Here is a 17,263-nt window from a genome sequence, read left to right as displayed (position 1 = left end):
CTGCGCCCGCATCGCTTTCGAGCACGAATACGAATCCGGTCTGCCAGAGTCTATTCAGGTGGAGTACATGCCGATGACCGGCTTCCTCGAAGGCTGGAGGGTGGTCAGGAGGGTACGCATGACTTCGTCGGCGACCGCTACGCAGCCTGCGGTTGGCTTACCGGCTTCGACGTGGACGAAGAAGGCCGAGCCCTTCTTCGGCACGACAGGGAAGCGGTTGTAGTCGATGACCAGTGCATAGTTGTATTGTGGCTCGGTTCTCCCGAGGTTCTCGCTCAGCGTGGTGTCGAACGGGCAGTCGGCCTCGACACACTGATATTTCTGATTGTACAGCGGGCTTTTCGTGTCGGATATCCACCACCAGGTGTTCGACGAGTCGACCGACAGGTAGGGAAGCTTCGCATCCACGTCGGGCAACCGGCCGAAGCCTTCGGTCAACGCGAATGTTCCCTCCGGTGTGTAGCTGGAGCCTTCCTTGGCTTCCTTCGAAATCCCTTCCGTGCCGACCCAAGCCGGCACCGTGAACGTGCGTTCCCAGTGCCGGAGCCTGTTTCGCTGCCACAGCTGCAATGTCCCGTGGTCGGCGCCGACCGGCGCGGTCACCCAAACAACCTGAGTGCCGGGAACGGCGGCCGGGTCGAACGGCGGCCGGTCGCCGGTGACTCCGGGCAGCAGCACGATGCCGAGCACCGCGGCGACCACCATGGCGATCGCCAGGATGATCGTGATGGTCCACCGCCGCGCCGTTCCGGCTCGAACGCTACTGTCCGCCGATTCCATTCAGGCTCCTGCGCTTGAGGCTTCGATGGGCAACCATGCCCAGGTGATACTGCCGCGAGACAACTCGCACAGCAGGTTATAGGAGAGGGAACCGTCCGCCGACCAGTTCCCGCCGGATCAGTAGCGGCTCGATCTCGAGTGCACGGATTTCGTCCCTATCGACCCGCACTATCCTCGAGATCGGGCCAGAAACCAGTTCGACACCCGGCCGGCGGCCTACAATGTGCCGTTCGCGGGGATGTTCGGCACTGGGGGACGGAAGTCCGCGACGAGGGCGGTGGCGTTGTCGGTGCCTCCGGTACGGAGGGCGGTTTCCACCAAGGTGTTCGCGATGACCCCGGCTGTGTTTCCGTCCGCGAGTAGGGCTTTGATCGTAGCGATGCCGAGCGGCTTGTGCACGCCGTCGGTGCTCAGCAGTAGTCTACCCGTGCTCGATCCGGTCGCGGCGTAACCGATATCGGCCGGACGCACGGTGCGTGCCGAGGTGGTGACGAGATGGTTCATCCGTGGCGGAGGGACGAGCCCACGGGCTCGCCATAACTCGGCGACGGTGTGGTCGGTGGTGATCTGGTGCAATACCCGCCCGTTCCACCGATACGCGCGACAATCCCCGACCCACGCCACCTCGCAGGGCCGATCCGGTCGACCCGCGGCGGGCAGCACCGCGACGACGAGCACACTATCGGCCGACGACTCCGGAAGCTCGTGCAGCAATTCCTGTTGCGCGACGATAATTCCCGCTCGGGCCCCGTCGCGCGCACCTACCCGCGCCGCGGTCGAGGCGACCATGCGCGCCGCTCTGGCGGCAAGCAGATGATCCCCGACACCGTCGGCGACGACGAACGCTGTCGCCCCGGTCACCGCGTCGGTCTCGACGGCCACCGCGTCAGCGTTGATCGACCGCAACCCACGTCGGCTCGCCGAATCCCCCGACGTCCCGGCACTCCCCGGCGTCTCGATCCGCGGCATGCTGGACGTAGTGGCAGTATGCATGGCTGACCTCCTCGGGGCCGGACTTTGCTCGGTGAGCACACTCCCAATACATCGCCCCACTCCGTGCGCTTCAGCAGAATCACCCGTGTAATTACTGTGAAGTCGCTCTCGATCAGGTCACAGCGCGCGTCCTGAGCAGTTCGCAGGATCTGGTCGGCGCGGGTCGACACCACCTCGCTGCCTGTGCCCGGCATCAGATGGCGCACCGCGCCTGGGATGCGCGACTGCCAACCGGACCCCGGCCGTGCGCGGGCTCGACTAGGCCGTGTTTTGAAAGTTAGGTTGGGGCGGGTGGGTGTCCGCCCTCAGTCGTGTCGTAGCCATACACGGCATGGTATCGCAGCTTGCAACGCCGCCTGACCGCACCGGCGGCGCCTCACCACAGGTGCAGGAAGCTCCGGACGTCGTCATACCCGTCGACGGCCCGACCGTCCACGTCCGACGGGTCAGCCTCGGCACGCGCCGCCAGCGACTTCGCCAGTTCGAGGGCTTCATCGCTGAGACGCCCGAAACGCCGAGCGGTGTGTCCCAGGCACAGGCCAGCCAGCCCAAGCAACGGACTACCCGGCACAGCCCGTGTCCCGACCTGCACGCACCAGTGCTCGACGAACTCCACATCGTCGTCGTTCAACGCGCTTCCGACCAGGACACTCGCGGCTTCCCCCTCGGCCGTGCGGTCACGCAAAGCCCGCTCCAACGTCTCGACCACTACCTCGTGAGGCAGAGCAGGAGGGTTCTCAAAACTCAGATGAGAGTGCACCGCGCGAGACTACGTACCCGGCGCGATCCACACTCGGCCGTGTTTGAAAGTTGGTGAGGGCGGGTGGGTGCCCGCCCTCATTCGTGCCGTAGCCATTGGTTGATTGCGGCGATGTGGACGGTGGTCAGGTAACGGATGGCGAGTTTGTCGAATCGTGTTGCCACGGCCCGGTTTTGCTTGAGGAGATTGATTCCTCGTTCGACGGTGTTGCGATCGCGGTAACGCGTGGTGTCGAATGCCGGTGGCCGGCCACCGGCCGAGCCGCGGTTGCGGCGGTGTCCTGCCTGATCGGCAGGGATCGGGATAGTGGCTTTGATCCCGCGTCGGCGCAGGTGAGCGCGATTCGCGCGAGAGGGGTAGGCCTTGTCGGCCAGGACACGCTCGGGCCGCACGCGTGGGCGTCCGAGCCCGAGACGGGGCACAGCGATAGCAGCCAGCACGGCAGCGAACTGCGGACTGTCGGCGGCCTGGCCTACGGTGAGCAGCAGCGCCAGTGGTCGGCAGCCCTGCTCGCAGCCCAGGTGCAGCTTGGTCGTCCACCCGCCGCGGGAGCGGCCCAGCGCGTGATCGGGGGGCTCGTCGCCGACCGGTTCGAGTTGGGTGTCGGGCTCACGACGCGCGCCGGCGGCATGCTGATGAGCGCGCACAACGGTGGAGTCCACGCTCACCTGCCAGCCGATACGATCGGCCGCATCAGCGAAGGCCTGCAACATTTTCAGGATGAAAACCCAGGTCCCGGCACGCTGCCAGCGGCGGAACAGCCCGTAGATCGTCTGCCATGGCCCATAGGACTCCGGCACGTCACGCCAGGGCGAGCCGACGCGGGTGCGCCACTGGATCCCGTCGATGAGCTGCCGTTTCGTCCACTTCGGCGGGCGGCCCGCCTTCTTCCCACGAGGCAGCAACGGCGCCAACCGCGCCCACTGGGCATCGGTCAGGTCCGCCCGCCCCGCCACCGCTACTCTGGTCACGAGGTCCTACCTTCAGTTCCGGGTCGAGCAAGCCAGTCGTAAGGTCTTGCAGGCCCTGGGGAACCGGGTGTGGCTTTCACGAGGTCGCCGAACATGGCTCCGGAGACTTGGCCGCCCGGTTCCCCGCGACGACCCCGGCCGCCAATTGGGATGTGCGAGCGAATCGCTGTGTAGGACAGCGCCGGCGTGGTCGTCCGTAGGGCGAATGTGTATCGAGCGACCGGAGGTGTTCATGGCCCAGATCTGGGCTGGCGTCGATGTCGGAAAGAATCATCACCATTGCGTGGTCATCGACTCCGACGGAAAGCGACTGTTGTCGCGGCGGGTCTCCAACGACGAGGCCGAGCTCTCGCGAGTCTGATGCACGATGTCGCCCACCTCGGTGACCAGGTCATCTGGGCGGTGGACGTGCCCGACGGCGGTGCGGCGTTGCTGATCAGCCTGCTCCTGGCCCACGACCAGCGGTTGCTCTACCTGCCCGGCCGCACTCTCAACCGCGCGTCCGGCGGCTATCGCGGAGAAGGCAAGACCGACTCGCGAGACGCCGCGATCATCGCCGACCAGGCGCGGATGCGTCGCGATCTGCGCCCGCTGCGTCCCGGTGACGAGGTCACCGTGGAATCGAAACTGCTGACCGCTCGACGCAAGGACCTGGTCGCTGACCGCACTCGTGTCATCAATCGCCTGCGAGGTCTGCTGCTGGGAGTCTTTCCCGCGCTCGATCGTGTTCTCGCTGACCTGACGCGCACAGGGCAACTGACGCTGCTGACCGGCTACCAGACCCCGGCCGCGCTACGCCGAGTCGGCGCCGTCCGACTCGAACGCTGGTTGCGCGCAAGGAAAGTCCGCAACCACGACACGATCGCCGCGATGGCTGTCGCCGCCGCACACCAGCAGCACGTCAGCCTGCCGGGCGAGGAGCTCACCGCCACCGTGATCGCCGAACTAGCTCGGGAGGTGATGGCCCTCAATGACCAGATCAAGAGGACCGACAAGCTCATCGAGAGCCGGTTCAATCAACATGGGCTCGCCGAGGTGATCAGCAGCCTGCCGGGGTTCGGTCACTTGCTCAGCGCGGAATTCCTGGCGGTCACTGGCGGCGACATGTCATCCTTCGCCACCCCGGACCGCTTGGCCGCGCTTGCCGGTCTGGCGCCCGCTCCCTGGGATTCGGGCCGTATCCGCGGAAATCTGCACCGGCCTCGCCGCTACCACCGCGGTCTCAACCGCGTCTTCTATATGTCGGCCATGATCAGCATCACCTGCTGTCCGGAATCCAGACGGTTCTACGACCGAAAACGCCTCGAAGGCAAGCGCCACAACCAAGCCGTCATCGCCCTCGCCCGACGACGCGTCAATGTCGTCTGGGCACTGATCCGCGACAACCGGCTCTACCAACCGACACCACCCAACACAGCGGCAGCCTGACCGGCTTGACAACTCCATTGGGAAGTCTCCGGTGTTCAGTTGAATCTTGGTCGATCAACTCCTCTACCGGAGACCTCATCTATTTACCAACGCGGACAACACCTTCCGACTCACGTGTTGAGGGATGCCGCTATGCGGCACCCCTCAACACCAACCACTTTCAAAACACGGCCTAGTCGACGCGATCGCGGTCGTGTCCGCCTTCAACACTTTCGCGGAGCTTCTCACCTATAGTGCCGATGGCCGTCTAGTTCGGCACCCCGGATACGCAGCGACATTACCGACAGGTGTCGACTGATCGATCAGATCCCAGACAACCGAGATGTGCAACATTCCGTGAATGGAGTAGAGCGTGTCGATCAACAGGCGTGGGTTCTTTGCCCGCGGTGCCGCGGCCGCAACGGCTGCCACCTCGATGTCGGGCGCGACAGGGGCCGGCAAAGCCCGCGCCGATGTCGACCCCGACAGGCCGAACATCCTCGTGGTGCTCGTGGACGAGATGCGCGCGCCGATGTGGTTCCCCGACCAGGAAGCGTTGGACGGGATATTGCCGAGTATCGCTCGAATCCGCCGAGCCGCTGTGTCATTCGAACAGCACTACACCGCGGCGAACGATTGCACACCCTCGCGCGGGGTCCTGCTGACCGGCTTGTACTCTCATCAGACCGGTTGCATGATGACGTCGCAGTCGACATTGTCACCGCTGTTCCCCACTTGGGGCTCGATGATCCGCGAACATGGATATGAGACGGTGTGGTGGGGGAAATGGCATCTCGGGCACGACTCGGACACTGATCCAGGGTCGCTGGCAAATTACGGATTCGCAGGCGGCACCTATCCATCGCCCAACGGTGCGCCCGGACAGGGCTTGCAGATGGACTCTGCGATCGTAGACCAATTCCTCGTTTGGCTGGACGCGGAAGCAGGTCGAGGGCCGTGGTGCTGCACGGTGTCGTTGGTCAATCCGCACGACATCCAATGGTGGCCCCGATGGACCCGACGCCTTCAAGCGCAGCTCGACATTCCACGCTGGATGAACGAGCTGCCGGCGAACTACGAAACTCTCGAGCAGCTGGCCGAGAAGCCGCGCCTACAGATGGCGTTGGTAGAAGCCTCGGCGGTCGCGTTCGGGATGGCCCCCTACGGAACTCCTGGTGCCGAGCAACAGTGGATCGACATGCGCAACCTCTACCTGTGGTTGCAGCAGCAGGTCGACATCCAGATCGGCCGGGTGCTCGACGGGCTGTACCAGCGCCCGGATGTCGCCGCCAACACTGTCATCGTCTTCACCTCCGACCACGGCGACTACGCTGGCTCGCACGGGCTGCACGGTAAAGGCGGCGCGGCCTATGACGAGGCGATCAGGGTGCCGCTCTATGTGCACGATCCCCGCGGACTGCTGAGCCCCACGTCGTCGACCAGCACCCGCGGACAGCTCACTTCCAGCGCCGATATCACCCCGCTGCTGCTGACGATCGCTACCGGCGGGAGCGCATGGCGAGGGGACGCGAGGTACGCACACCTCGCCGATCGCCTCGACATCGCCGCCCTGTGCCGCGATCGGGGCACTGCCGGGCGGCCCTGGATCGTCCACGCCACCGACGAACCCACCATCGAAGAGGCAGCCGTCCTCTTCAACCAGAATGCGCCCGCACACGTCGCGGCGGTACGCACCGCCGACGCGAAATACGTCTCCTACTCACACTTCTTCAACGGACGTATAGAAATCGATCCCGCTCAGCAACAAGAATACGAGCTCTACAATTACGTCGCGCAGGGTGGACAACTCGAAGTCGACAACCAAGCCGCACGCAACGGTGCGCTGCGCGCCCAGATGGAACCGATACTGCAACAAGCCATTGCCGAACTGAACCAGCCGCTGCCACCTTACCTGCGCCAAGCGCAGGAACAAGGTTGGGCCGATTACCTGGCGCAGGAACACAACATTCTCGCAATTGCGCAGCACGCGTTGGGCGAACTGCAAAACGTGCTCCCCAAATAATCCCGACCGAGGTCCACTGTGCCGGCCGATCCCGACACCGCCGCCGCCTTGGCCCGCCGGTCGCTGAAGTCGAACGGCACGAGTGAACACGCAATCACTCTTCACGGCTGCAACAGGACTCGGATGAGTGGGCGACCTCGGCCTCGGACCGTGATAGTCGCGCTCCGCGACTCACGCCGAGCTTGCAGGCCGCTTCGTCGGCCAGCGGTTCCTGAACGCTGGTGTCGAAGGTGTAGTCCGCACGGCGGCGCAGTTTCGCGATCCCCGGCGGACTGAATCAGCCTCCCGTACACTGTCGCGATTGGAGACACCCGCTGCAATCGGATTGGGGAACGGTGTGGGACCTCGCGTACCGGCGAGCATCCGCAACGGAGGACTGTGGGTGCGACGCTTCGCCGGGACGACGCCCGGCGCGATCGGCGCGATCGTCGTCGTCTCGACCGTGCTGTGCCTGATCGCCGGACTTGCTTGCGCGAATCAATTGAATGGCAAGCTGAATCGGCGTGATGCGGTGCTCGAACGCACCGAGCCGGTGGCCTATGCGGCGCAGAGTCTGTATGTCGCACTGTCAGCGGCCGACGCGCTGGCGGCCGCGGCGTTCCTGTCCGGCGGTATCGAATCACCGGAGGTGCGTACCGGATACCAGCAGGCACTGGCTGATGCGGCGGCCGCGCTGGCGGAGGCGACGACAGGCGCCTCGGATGACCTGACCCGCCGGATTGTCGCACAGATTTCCGCTGAGCTGCCCGCGTACACCGGGCTGGTCGAGTCGGCGCGTGCGAACAACCGCCAGGGCTTTCCGGTCGGCTCGGCATACCTGCGGGAGGCGTCGAGCCTGATGCAGCGGTCACTGCTGCCGAACGCCGAACGGCTCAGCAGTCAGCGCTTGACGGCGGTCCGTGCCGATCAGCGGGATATCGGCGCCCTGCCGCTGACCAGTGTCATGCTGCTGCTGTTGGTACTGGTCGCCTGCGGCGCGGGCTCCTTCGTGCTGTTGCGGCTGACCAATCGTCGCCTGAACGTGGGGTTGGGCGTTGCCGGTGGCGCGGCGGCCATCGCGCTGGTGTGGACGGTCGGGGCGACCCTGATCGCCGCGACGTCCGTCGAGACCGGCCGATCCAGCGTGACCAGTCAGTTCGAGGCGCTGGCCCAGGCCAGGATTCTGGCCCAGCAGGCCAGGACCGACGAGACGCTGCAGTTGGTCACTCGCGGCGATATCTCGGCGGGCGAGCACGATTTCGTCACCCACACGGCAGCCCTGCGGGATTGCCTGACAAACGCGACTGGCTCGGATTCCGCTGCGTTGCAAAGGTTTTCGAGGTGGATTTTCGGGCATCGCAGGCAGCTCGAGGCATACGAGGCGGCGAACTATCCAGCGGCGGTGAGGCAGGCGATCGGCGCCGGTGCGGACAGTTCGGCCACGAGGTTCGCGGATCTGGATCGCGAGGTGCGCGACCAGCTCGCCGTCACGCGGGCCGAACTACGCGAGGGAGTCGACTCCGCGGGGGATGCGCTGGCCTGGAGTCCCGCGGGCACGCTGGTGCTGCTGCTGGTCGCCGGGGGCGCGGTCGTCGTCGGATTGTGGCCGCGACTGCAGGAGTTCTTGTGAGTGCGCGAAAGACGGAATGAGGCCACCCCGATGCAGATCCGCGGCTGGATACGAGACCGACCGAGAACCGGAGGTGATCGGAGGGTCGCGCGTAAGGCGGTTCTGGTGAGCAGGCGACTGTCGCCGTTTGTAGCGGCGGTTTTGGTCGGTGTGTCGGCGCTGGTGACCGCCTGTGGTTCCGGCACCTCCACTCGTGCGCCGATAGCGCTGGGCCGGGTGAATCCGCTGCCGCCCGGCGCAGCCGAGATCACCAGCGCACCGCACCAGCGCGGTGACAAAACCTGCGATGCGACAGCGAGTTTGCGGCCCGGCCCGCTGCCGCCACCCGGCTCTATGCCACCCGGTTCGGCGATGGCGAAGATCGTCACGAACGGCCGGGTCCGGGTTGGGGTGGAGCAGAACACCTACCTGTTCGGCTTCCGCAATCCGCAGACCGGTCAGGTGGAGGGTTTCGATATCGACCTCGCGCGGGAGATCGCCCGTGCCCTATTCGGCGATCCGGAGCGAATCGAGCTGCGCACGGTCCCCTCGGCCGAACGTATCGACGCGTTGCGCGACAACGAGGTCGATTTGATCGTGAACACCTTTTCTGCCACCTGCGAACGTGCGAAGGATGTCGACTTCTCCAGCGTGTACTACGTTTCGGCGCAACGTATTCTGGTGGCCAAGAACTCCGGCATCCGTACCCCGGATGATCTCGCGGGCAAACGTGTATGCGCCGCGCACGGCAGCACGTCGGCGGAGCCGCTGTTCGCCCTTCCGGCGCGGCCGACGGTCATCGGCACGACCAGCTGGACCGACTGCCTGGCGGCGATACAGCAGGGACACGCCGACGCGGTCAGCACCGACGAGACGATCCTGCACGGACTCGCGATGCAGGACGCCAATCTCGAAGTCGTCGGCGATCCGCTGGGGCGGGACAACTATGCGATCGGTCTGCCGAAGGGAAACTCCGAACTCGTTCGCTTCGTCAACGGCGTGCTCGACCGGATCCGCTCCGACGGCACCTGGGATCGGATGTACCGCACCCGGCTCAGCGTGCTCGGCCCGTCGCCCGGTCCACCAGCCCCGCGGTACCGGGAATGAGCTCGACCACCCCGCAGGTTCCTCGACTCGGCGAGGATCGCGACGTTCCCACGTCGAATCCGATCGCGATGGGCCGGCATTCATGGAGACTATGGGAGCTGACGGTGGTCACCGGCCCGGCTCTGGACTGTCGGCAATTCATGGCCGAGAAAGCGGGGAAGAGCGCATGACCTGCGGCGAGCCCGGGTGCGGCGGAACCGTCGAGGACGGCTACTGCGGGGTGTGTGGCACGGCGCCCTTCAAGGACAGCGTGGCGTCGGCACAGCTTATGCCGCCGATGGGCGGTGCGTGCACCGAGCAGGGTTGTGCCGGAACGATTGTCGGCGGATACTGCGACGCTTGCGGCACCGTTCCCACCGCGGCGGCTGTCGTGGGCACCCGCCACGTCGGCAGATCGGCGCGGACCAGCCGGTCCTCGTCGTCCAGCGCCGCGGCTCGCGGCAGGCTCGGCGCGGGCATGGTGGATGTGCCGCGGGTGCCGCGGATCGATCCGTTGAGAGCGGTCATGGCGGCACCGCACGTTGCCGAGAGCAAGCGCTACTGCGGGAAGTGCGAGCAGCCCGTCGGCCGTACCCGTGACGGAAAGCCCGGCCGCACCGAGGGTTTCTGCGCCAACTGCGGCACCAGGTTTTCCTTCACTCCGAAGCTGGCCAAGGGTGATCTGATCGGCGGCCAGTACGAGGTGGCCGGATGCCTGGCGCACGGCGGCCTCGGATGGATCTACCTGGCGATCGACCACCGGGTCAGCGATCGCTGGGTGGTGCTGAAGGGCCTGTTGAACTCAGGCGATTCGGACGCATTGCGAGTCGCGGTGGCCGAGCGTCGCTTCCTCGCGGAGGTCGACCATCCGAATATCGTCAAGATCCACAACTTCACCGAGCACACCGGGCCCGACGGCACCGCGGTCGGCTACATCGTGATGGAGTACGTCGGTGGCACCTCACTGAAGCAGATCCTGCGCGACCGGCGCGACGTGGACGGCTCGTATCTGCCGCCCGCACAGGCCATCGCCTACATCCTGGAGATGCTGCCCGCGCTCGGCTACCTGCATTCGCGCGGGCGTGCGTACTGCGATTTCAAACCGGACAATGTGATGCAGACCGATGAGCAGCTGAAGCTCATCGATCTGGGCGCGGTGATCGAGATGGACGACAACGACAGTCCCATCTACGGCACCATCGGCTATCAGGCTCCCGAGATCGCCGAGACCGGGCCTACGGTCGCCACCGAGGTGTACACCATCGGGCGCACACTCGCAGTACTGATCATGACCGTGCCGCAGCAGGAGGGGCAGATCGGCGCGCTGCCCGGCCCGGACACCGAGCCGTTGCTGGCCTCCTACGAGTCGCTGCACCGGTTCCTGCTGCGCGCTACCGATCCCGATCCACAGGCCCGGTTCTCCTCGACGGAGGAGATGTCCGATCAGCTCGTCGGCGTGCTGCGCGAGGTGCTGTCGACCGACGACGGTATTCCTCGCCCGGGAATGTCGAACTACTTCGGCCCGCCGCGGGCGGTGTTCGGGCTCGGTGGTGTGCCGCTGACCCCGCGGGCAGTCATCGCCGCGCTGCCGGTGCCGCTGGTGGATGCCGCGGACAGCGGGGCCACTCTGTTGGCGACGACGAACGGCACCGATCCCAGCGAACTGGAGCTTGCGTTCGCCGCTGGGCTGCGGTCGGTCGTCACCGGCGGCGCCGAATCGGTGGAGATCCCGCTGCGCCTGGTGCGTGCGGGCCTGGAAGTGGGCGCGGTCGAGTACGCCCACCGGCGGCTGGACGAGCTCTCCTCGAGCCTGCCCGGCGATTGGCGGCTGGCCTGGTACCGCGGTCAGCTGCGGCTTCTGGAAGGCGATTTCTACCGGGCTTCAAAGGAATTCGACGCCGTATACGCTGCCCTGCCCGGCGAGCCCGCACCGAAGCTGGCCCTCGCCGCGGTCACGGAACTGTCCGGCAGCGATCCGGGACGGGCGGCGCGGCACTACGCGACGGTCTGGCACACCGATCACACGTTCATCAGCGCCGTGTTCGGTCTCGCGCGACTGCGTACTGCCGTCGGTGACCATGCGGGCGCAGTGGCGGTGCTCGACCAAGTGGATCCGACCTCTGCACTGTTCACCGAGGCCAGAATCGCCGCTGTGGAAGCCCTACTCGCTGATCGGGACCCGGCGCAGCTGACCGAATGGGTATTGCGCGAAGCGGGTAGTCGAGTGGAGCGACTGGCCCTGGACTCGAAACATCGCCTCGCTCAGATACGGATGCGGGTGCTGGCCGCCGCGCTCGGTTGGTTGCGTGCCGGCAAGATTCCCTCATATCAGGCTCCGCTGTTGGGCGCCGAGCTGCATCAGGACGGCGTGCGCACCGGCCTCGAGCAGTGCTATCGCGAGCTCGCCCGCGGAACCGAAGACTTGTGGACGCGGATCGAGCTGGTCGACAAGGCGAACACGATCCGCCCGAGGACCACGCTGTGACAGCGGCCGTATGCCCGGACTGCGCCGCGGAAGTCGACGCCGCAGACAAGTACTGCGAAGCCTGCGGACGCGAGCTCGGCATTCGAAGGGTTGCTCTGCCGCGCAACGACGTTCCATCGACAGTGTGCGCCGGTTGCGGCGCGGCGTGGTACGACGCCGACCGTTACTGCATCCGATGCGGCGAGCTGAGCCGTGCGCCCGATCGCTTCGAGGCAGATCTGGGTGCGGTGTGTGTGCTGACCGATCGCGGCATCGCGCACGCGCAAAACGAGGACGCCGTGGCCGCCGCCGTGCTCGACGGCGATGTTCCCGGACGGCCCGCAGCCCTGGTGATCGTCGTCTCTGACGGAGTTTCCACCTCGGAGAACCCGCAGGCCGCCTCAGGTGCGGCGGCACGCGCCGGTGTCGACGCCGCAGTGGGCGCGCTGGCTCGGGAACGGTCCGCCGACGTGGCGGTGATGGCAGGGCTCGAGGCGGCGGCGCAGGCTGTCCGCGCCACATCAACGCACGAAATGTATTCTCCCTCTTGCACTTATGTTTCGGCTGTCGTGCTAGACCGTGGCCTCGCGGGCGTGGAGATCGCGGTTGCCAATGTGGGGGACAGCCGCGCGTACTGGCTGCGCACCGAGACGCCGCCGACCGCGCACGACGACGGCAACCCGCCCTCACAGCGCCTGACAGTGGACGACTCGTGGGCACAGGCCCTCGTTGACGCTGGTGCCATGGATGAGGAGTCCGCAATGAATGATCAACGAGCGCATACGCTGCTACGCTGGCTCGGCGCGGACGGCGGGTCGCAACCCTGGTCGGACAACTGCGTGCGGACATTACGCACAACGGGTCCTGGGATATTGCTGTTGTGCACCGACGGACTGTGGAACTACCAGTCTGATGCCGCATCGCTTGCCTCCATGGCCACTGGCGCCGTCCCACTGTCCGCCGCGCGTGAACTGGCCGAGTTCGCCCTGCGTAGCGGAGGCAGCGACAACATCACCGTCGCGCTCGCCCCCGTTCGCCCGTGACCGGTCCGATCGAGCAGGAGACGTATGTTGGGTTCTACTGACAGCAAGGGGATTTCGGTTGCCGTCGACCAGAATGAGTACTTGGGCGCCGGAGCTGGCACAGTAGATGCCGTGGTCACCGTCGAGGCGAGTAGCGACCTGATGGTGACCACTCCGCCGCAGGAGCGAGTGGAAATCCTCATTATCGATTGCTCCGGCTCGATGGGTACGGGCCACAAGTTCGAGGGCGCGCGCAGCGCGACCCTGGCCGCGCTGGACGAAGTGGCCGATGGCACGCAGTTCGCCATCGTCGAGGGAACTCATGTGGCGCGCTCGGTGTTCCCGACCAAGTTTCCTTCGGTGCGCGCCGATCGCCGCTCCCGGGCCGCCGCGCGCCGCGCGCTGAATCAGCTGCGTCCGCACGGCGGTACGGCGATGGGCACCTGGCTCGGCCAGGCCAGACAGCTGGCGACGCAGCATCCCGGCGCGATGGTGCACGCCATCCTGCTGACCGACGGCAAGAACGAACATGAGGAGCCGGAGACGCTGGCTGGGGAGATCAAGCTGTCGGAGGGAATGTTCACCTGCGACTGCCGCGGTGTCGGGACCGATTGGCGGGTGGACGAAGTGCGCTCCATTTCCTCGGCTCTGCACGGGACAGTGGACATCGTCAAGGATCCGGCCAATCTCGCGGCCGACTTCGCGGCCATGATGCAGACCTCGATGGCGAAGGGGATTCGGGAGCTGACGCTGCGGGTGTGGACACCACAGGGTGCGCGGGTGCAGTTCGTCAAGCAGGTCGCGCCGACGATCGAAGACCTGACCGGACGCCGCGCAGAGTTCGGTCCGCAGGTGGGAGAGTACTCGCTCGGCGCGTGGGGCGTGGAAAACCGCGACTATCACCTCCAGGTCTGGGTGGAGCCCGCGGCGCCGGGGCGGGAGAAGCTCGCGGCCCGGATCAGCGTCCTCGCGGGGGAGCAGATACTCGGCCAGGGGCTGGTCCGGGCGTTATGGACCACCGACACCGCGCTGTCGGCCCGGATCAGCAGACGCGTCGCGCACTACACCGGGCAGGCCGCGCTGGCCCAGGCGGTGCGGGAGGGGCTGGCGGCGCGCAAGAACGGCGATGCCGCGATCGCGACCGCGAAGCTGCGCCGGGCGGTGGAGCTGGCCGCGGAGTCCGGCAACGAGGGCACGGCGAAGCTGCTGCGCGGCGTGGTCGAGGTCGACGAGCGCACGGGGACCGTGCGGCTGCGGTCGCACGTGGATGCAGCAGACGAGATGGCTTTGGATGCTCGGTCGACCAAGACGGCGCGGATACGGGAGGAGCTGCCCGTAGAGGCTGGCTCGACCAAGACCGCACGGGTATGGAAGGAAATGTAGATGAGCGACCTGTGTGCGGCCTTGCTCGCTGGGCCCGATCGGAATAAGGTGGTCGGGATCAGATGGCAGGAGGGGTGATGGACATCTGTCCGGACGGTCATCTGTCCCTCGCACCCTTCTTCTGCGATGTCTGCGGAAAGCCGGTCGGTGCACAGACATCCGTCTCGGACGTGAAGGAGTCGACCGCGCTGTGTCCCTCCTGTGGTGCGGCGCGCACCGGTCGATTCTGTGAAGTGTGCGGGCGTGATTCGGCGCTTGCCCGGCCGTTGCGGCGCCCTGCGGAACCGGCGCCGGCCGAACCGGTCGCGGCGGAACCGGCTACACCCGAACCGGCCGTCGCGGAACCACCACGCCCGGTCGCCTGGGTCGCCACGATCGTCGCCGACCGGGAGTTCTACGACCGGGTCATCGCCCGCAAGGGCCCCGACGCCGAGCAGGTCGGCTTCCCGACCTACTATCCAGAGCGTCGAATCGTCTTGCACGGCAGCGAGATTTTGATCGGCAAGCGCAGCGTCTCCCAAGGTATCGCGCCCGGAATCGATCTCGGCATCGCTCCCGCCGATATCGGTGTTTCGCGTGCGCATGCCATGATTCACGTCGACGACCGCGGCCTGACCATTACCGACCTCGGCTCGACCAACGGCACCAGCCTGAACGGCAGTGAGGACCTACTACCACCCAAGGTTGCTGTTTCGCTGCGCAGCGGTGACCGGATCCACCTCGGCGGCTGGACCACCATCACGTTGTCCGCGGAGCCCGCCTGAAGGCCACACGGGGGTGGGGCAGGAAACCATCCGGTTTGATGTGACGCTACGGACACCACATGCTTGTACGCTCCAGTGACTGCTCGATCGTGCGGGAGGTTGCCTCCAGACTGATCACGTTCGGCCCGGTTGCCGCAGGTGCCAGTGTCGCCGTGATCTCTTCGTTGGTCCCGCACGCCATCGAGCTGAAGGCGCCGCGCGATCAAGTATCGCCTTCAGGGCTCGGGTGAGCCTGCACCGGCCGTCGCCGCCGTCTGCCGCTGAGGGCGCTGTGATCGGTGCAGTGGACGGGTAACGGCCTGGTCGTCGTCGCCAGCGCGTGCACGGCCCGCACCGACTACGGACTCGTTTGCGGCACAGGGAATCTGCGATCTTCGGTTAACCGAAGGCGGTTGAGCGGTCCGGCGAGCACAATCACCGCGATCGTGCCGAACTTGTGGTCGACCAAACCGCGCATCTCCGTGCGGACTGTTCCACGGCGCACGTCGTCGTTACCGCACAACCTATCGCACGTATATCCGCGAAGACGTTGTGGTCGTGCCACCTACGGGCTGGGCTGGGGCACAGAGCAATCCGCGATTCTCGGATTCAGGCCCATGTAGTTCAGCGGACCGGCGAGCACTGTCAGCGCGGTGGTGCCGAAGCCCGCGCAGTTGATCGGACCGCTGTCGAAGTAGTCGCGCTGGCCTGCCGCGACCAAGCCGATGATCAACCAAGACAGGATCAGCAGACTTCCAAGACTCATGTTCTTCATGTGCATTGTGCCGGTCCTTCCCGCGCCTACGAATCCGATTATCCGCCTTGGGGTGCGACGCGCCCGCAACTTCGACACCCGATTGCGTGGCGCGCATTTCAGCAAGCAGTCCGCAGCGCACACCAGCCCGCAGGAGGCCGTCCCAGGGGCAGGTTCGGTGCGCTCGCTGCCTGTGACGGCGCGGCCGACGCCGACTGGAATGCTCGGACCTACGCCGACAGATCGGCGGACTCGGCTCGCGCCATTTTCACCAACGCTCCGTGCAGGGCCTTCGCCAACTCTCCAGCTCGCTCCCCGTGCAGCATCACCTCGGTGAACCCCTCGACCAACGCCCGGCCCGGGTCCAGTAAGCTGTGATCGACACTTCCGCCCCCACGGAGCGACTCGGCGATCAGCGTTCGCCAAGCCTCTTGGCGCGCCCGGAAGCCGCCCGCGACGTCGAGTGCCCTGGCGAATTCGCGAACGATCACCGTGTATACCGGCCGCTCTGCGGGCCCGTGTCTGCGCGCTCCACTTCGGGTCTCCCCAGCTACCGACCAAACCGGCGGGATCGGGTTTGCCAAGGCGGTGCCGTCTAGGACGATCCATACCGCTGGTGCCTCCGATCGCACTGCGTCCGAGGGGCGATCCCGAACCGGACGAGAGGACGTGCCGTCGCGCCGTTCGGTGATCTCGATGCCGCGTAGCGGGATCGGGTACTTCGCGAGCATGTCATCAAGAGCCGAGGCGATCTCGCGAACAGTGTGTACGTCGATACTCGCCGTCTCGAATCCGATGACTTCCAGGCTGTGCCGGGTCGCCATTTCCCGTGCGACTCGGAGGATTTCGGAATCGGCAGCGGTGTTGGCCTGCCGTCGAGCCAACTCGGATTCTGCGAGGTGAGTCGTGGTCGCTTGCCGTGCGGTCGACGAAAGCTCTGTGGTCGGTCTGACGCGGGGCACCGGCGCGCATGGCGCGCCAAGGCGCTTCGACCATGGTGTGGTCGGCGGTTTTCGGGACCATGGGGTAGGCATAGCTTTGCGGTCGGAGGTAGTGCGCTGTCCTGGTACGGGTTCCGGGTTGCGGGCCGTACTCTCTCGAGCCGGGATCGGTGTCTCGGCGTGACGATCACTTCGGTTGCTGTTCGACGCCGCCTCCGCGGAGGCGATGGCGGCTTTCAACTCGCTGACCGTTCGGGAGGCCTTGGCGATGAGGTGTTCCAGCGTCGATACCATCGCGAGCAGTTCGCTCGAATCGATCCGAGACGGCTGACTCACCGATATCTCCTG

Annotated in this window: 14 protein-coding genes and 1 pseudogene; 9 read left to right on the top strand and 6 right to left on the bottom strand. The window is 66.1% G+C overall.

Features of this window, described 5'->3' with window-relative positions; translation table 11 throughout:
• Positions 1 to 54: 54 nt before the first annotated feature.
• The 4 genes from OH799_RS08750 to OH799_RS08735 form a co-directional block, all read right to left on the bottom strand.
• Positions 55 to 780 (bottom strand): L,D-transpeptidase, encoded by a 726-nt coding sequence (locus tag OH799_RS08750; protein WP_406277659.1) that lies wholly within the window; start codon positions 778 to 780, stop codon positions 55 to 57.
• A 216-nt stretch (positions 781 to 996) separates the two neighbouring features.
• Positions 997 to 1,773, bottom strand: coding sequence for a PP2C family protein-serine/threonine phosphatase (locus OH799_RS08745; protein WP_406277657.1), 777 nt, complete (start codon positions 1,771 to 1,773; stop codon positions 997 to 999).
• A 376-nt stretch (positions 1,774 to 2,149) separates the two neighbouring features.
• Complete coding sequence (locus OH799_RS08740) at positions 2,150 to 2,458, bottom strand: hypothetical protein (RefSeq protein ID WP_406277654.1); 309 nt, start codon at positions 2,456 to 2,458, stop codon at positions 2,150 to 2,152.
• A gap of 152 nt (positions 2,459 to 2,610) precedes the next feature.
• A complete protein-coding gene (locus OH799_RS08735) occupies positions 2,611 to 3,504 on the bottom strand; it encodes an IS5 family transposase (RefSeq protein WP_406277651.1) in 894 nt (297 codons plus the stop codon).
• 232 nt (positions 3,505 to 3,736) lie between these two features.
• Between OH799_RS08735 and OH799_RS08730 the strand changes: the two are divergent.
• From OH799_RS08730 to OH799_RS08690, 9 genes and pseudogenes are all read left to right on the top strand, one after another.
• Positions 3,737 to 4,932: pseudogene (locus OH799_RS08730) on the top strand (IS110 family transposase).
• Positions 4,933 to 5,284: 352 nt separating this feature from the next.
• The gene (locus tag OH799_RS08725) at positions 5,285 to 6,934 is read left to right on the top strand and encodes a sulfatase-like hydrolase/transferase (RefSeq protein WP_406277648.1); all 1,650 of its coding nucleotides are present in this window, start codon (positions 5,285 to 5,287) and stop codon (positions 6,932 to 6,934) included.
• Positions 6,935 to 7,235: 301 nt separating this feature from the next.
• Positions 7,236 to 8,543 carry a hypothetical protein gene (locus OH799_RS08720; protein WP_406277645.1) on the top strand — a complete coding sequence of 436 codons (1,308 nt, stop codon included), beginning with the start codon at positions 7,236 to 7,238 and terminating at the stop codon, positions 8,541 to 8,543.
• A 105-nt stretch (positions 8,544 to 8,648) separates the two neighbouring features.
• Positions 8,649 to 9,629 (top strand): glutamate ABC transporter substrate-binding protein, encoded by a 981-nt coding sequence (locus OH799_RS08715; protein WP_406277642.1) that lies wholly within the window; start codon positions 8,649 to 8,651, stop codon positions 9,627 to 9,629.
• A complete protein-coding gene (locus OH799_RS08710) occupies positions 9,626 to 9,799 on the top strand; it encodes a hypothetical protein (protein ID WP_406277639.1) in 174 nt (57 codons plus the stop codon). The genes OH799_RS08715 and OH799_RS08710 overlap by 4 nt, the downstream gene beginning before the upstream one ends.
• Complete coding sequence (locus tag OH799_RS08705) at positions 9,796 to 12,093, top strand: tetratricopeptide repeat protein (RefSeq protein WP_406277636.1); 2,298 nt, start codon at positions 9,796 to 9,798, stop codon at positions 12,091 to 12,093. The genes OH799_RS08710 and OH799_RS08705 overlap by 4 nt, the downstream gene beginning before the upstream one ends.
• Complete coding sequence (locus OH799_RS08700; protein WP_406277633.1) at positions 12,090 to 13,115, top strand: PP2C family serine/threonine-protein phosphatase; 1,026 nt, start codon at positions 12,090 to 12,092, stop codon at positions 13,113 to 13,115. The genes OH799_RS08705 and OH799_RS08700 overlap by 4 nt, the downstream gene beginning before the upstream one ends.
• A gap of 24 nt (positions 13,116 to 13,139) precedes the next feature.
• The gene (locus OH799_RS08695; protein ID WP_406277630.1) at positions 13,140 to 14,477 is read left to right on the top strand and encodes a VWA domain-containing protein; all 1,338 of its coding nucleotides are present in this window, start codon (positions 13,140 to 13,142) and stop codon (positions 14,475 to 14,477) included.
• 62 nt (positions 14,478 to 14,539) lie between these two features.
• The gene (locus OH799_RS08690; RefSeq protein WP_406277627.1) at positions 14,540 to 15,241 is read left to right on the top strand and encodes an FHA domain-containing protein; all 702 of its coding nucleotides are present in this window, start codon (positions 14,540 to 14,542) and stop codon (positions 15,239 to 15,241) included.
• A 544-nt stretch (positions 15,242 to 15,785) separates the two neighbouring features.
• Here OH799_RS08690 and OH799_RS08685 read toward each other — a convergent pair.
• Positions 15,786 to 15,986 carry a hypothetical protein gene (locus OH799_RS08685; RefSeq protein WP_406277624.1) on the bottom strand — a complete coding sequence of 67 codons (201 nt, stop codon included), beginning with the start codon at positions 15,984 to 15,986 and terminating at the stop codon, positions 15,786 to 15,788.
• A 218-nt stretch (positions 15,987 to 16,204) separates the two neighbouring features.
• The gene (locus OH799_RS08680; RefSeq protein WP_406277621.1) at positions 16,205 to 17,251 is read right to left on the bottom strand and encodes a hypothetical protein; all 1,047 of its coding nucleotides are present in this window, start codon (positions 17,249 to 17,251) and stop codon (positions 16,205 to 16,207) included.
• Positions 17,252 to 17,263: the final 12 nt, after the last annotated feature.

It is taken from the genome of Nocardia sp. NBC_00881, from assembly GCF_045207455.1.
Classification (GTDB): Bacteria; Actinomycetota; Actinomycetes; order Mycobacteriales; family Mycobacteriaceae; genus Nocardia.
Note: the sequence above shows the minus strand (reverse complement) of the source record. Positions and strands in the feature narration are given on the sequence as shown.

What these genes read in the sequence shown, in the direction of transcription:
- OH799_RS08750 (WP_406277659.1), bottom strand. Translation starts at nt 780, where the DNA reads ATGGAATCGGCGGACAGTAGCGTTCGAGCCGGAACGGCGCGGCGGTGG.
- OH799_RS08745 (WP_406277657.1), bottom strand. Translation starts at nt 1,773, where the DNA reads ATGCATACTGCCACTACGTCCAGCATGCCGCGGATCGAGACGCCGGGG.
- OH799_RS08710 (WP_406277639.1), top strand. Translation starts at nt 9,626, where the DNA reads ATGAGCTCGACCACCCCGCAGGTTCCTCGACTCGGCGAGGATCGCGAC.
- OH799_RS08705 (WP_406277636.1), top strand. Translation starts at nt 9,796, where the DNA reads ATGACCTGCGGCGAGCCCGGGTGCGGCGGAACCGTCGAGGACGGCTAC.
- OH799_RS08695 (WP_406277630.1), top strand. Translation starts at nt 13,140, where the DNA reads ATGTTGGGTTCTACTGACAGCAAGGGGATTTCGGTTGCCGTCGACCAG.
- OH799_RS08690 (WP_406277627.1), top strand. Translation starts at nt 14,540, where the DNA reads ATGGCAGGAGGGGTGATGGACATCTGTCCGGACGGTCATCTGTCCCTC.
- OH799_RS08685 (WP_406277624.1), bottom strand. Translation starts at nt 15,986, where the DNA reads ATGAGTCTTGGAAGTCTGCTGATCCTGTCTTGGTTGATCATCGGCTTG.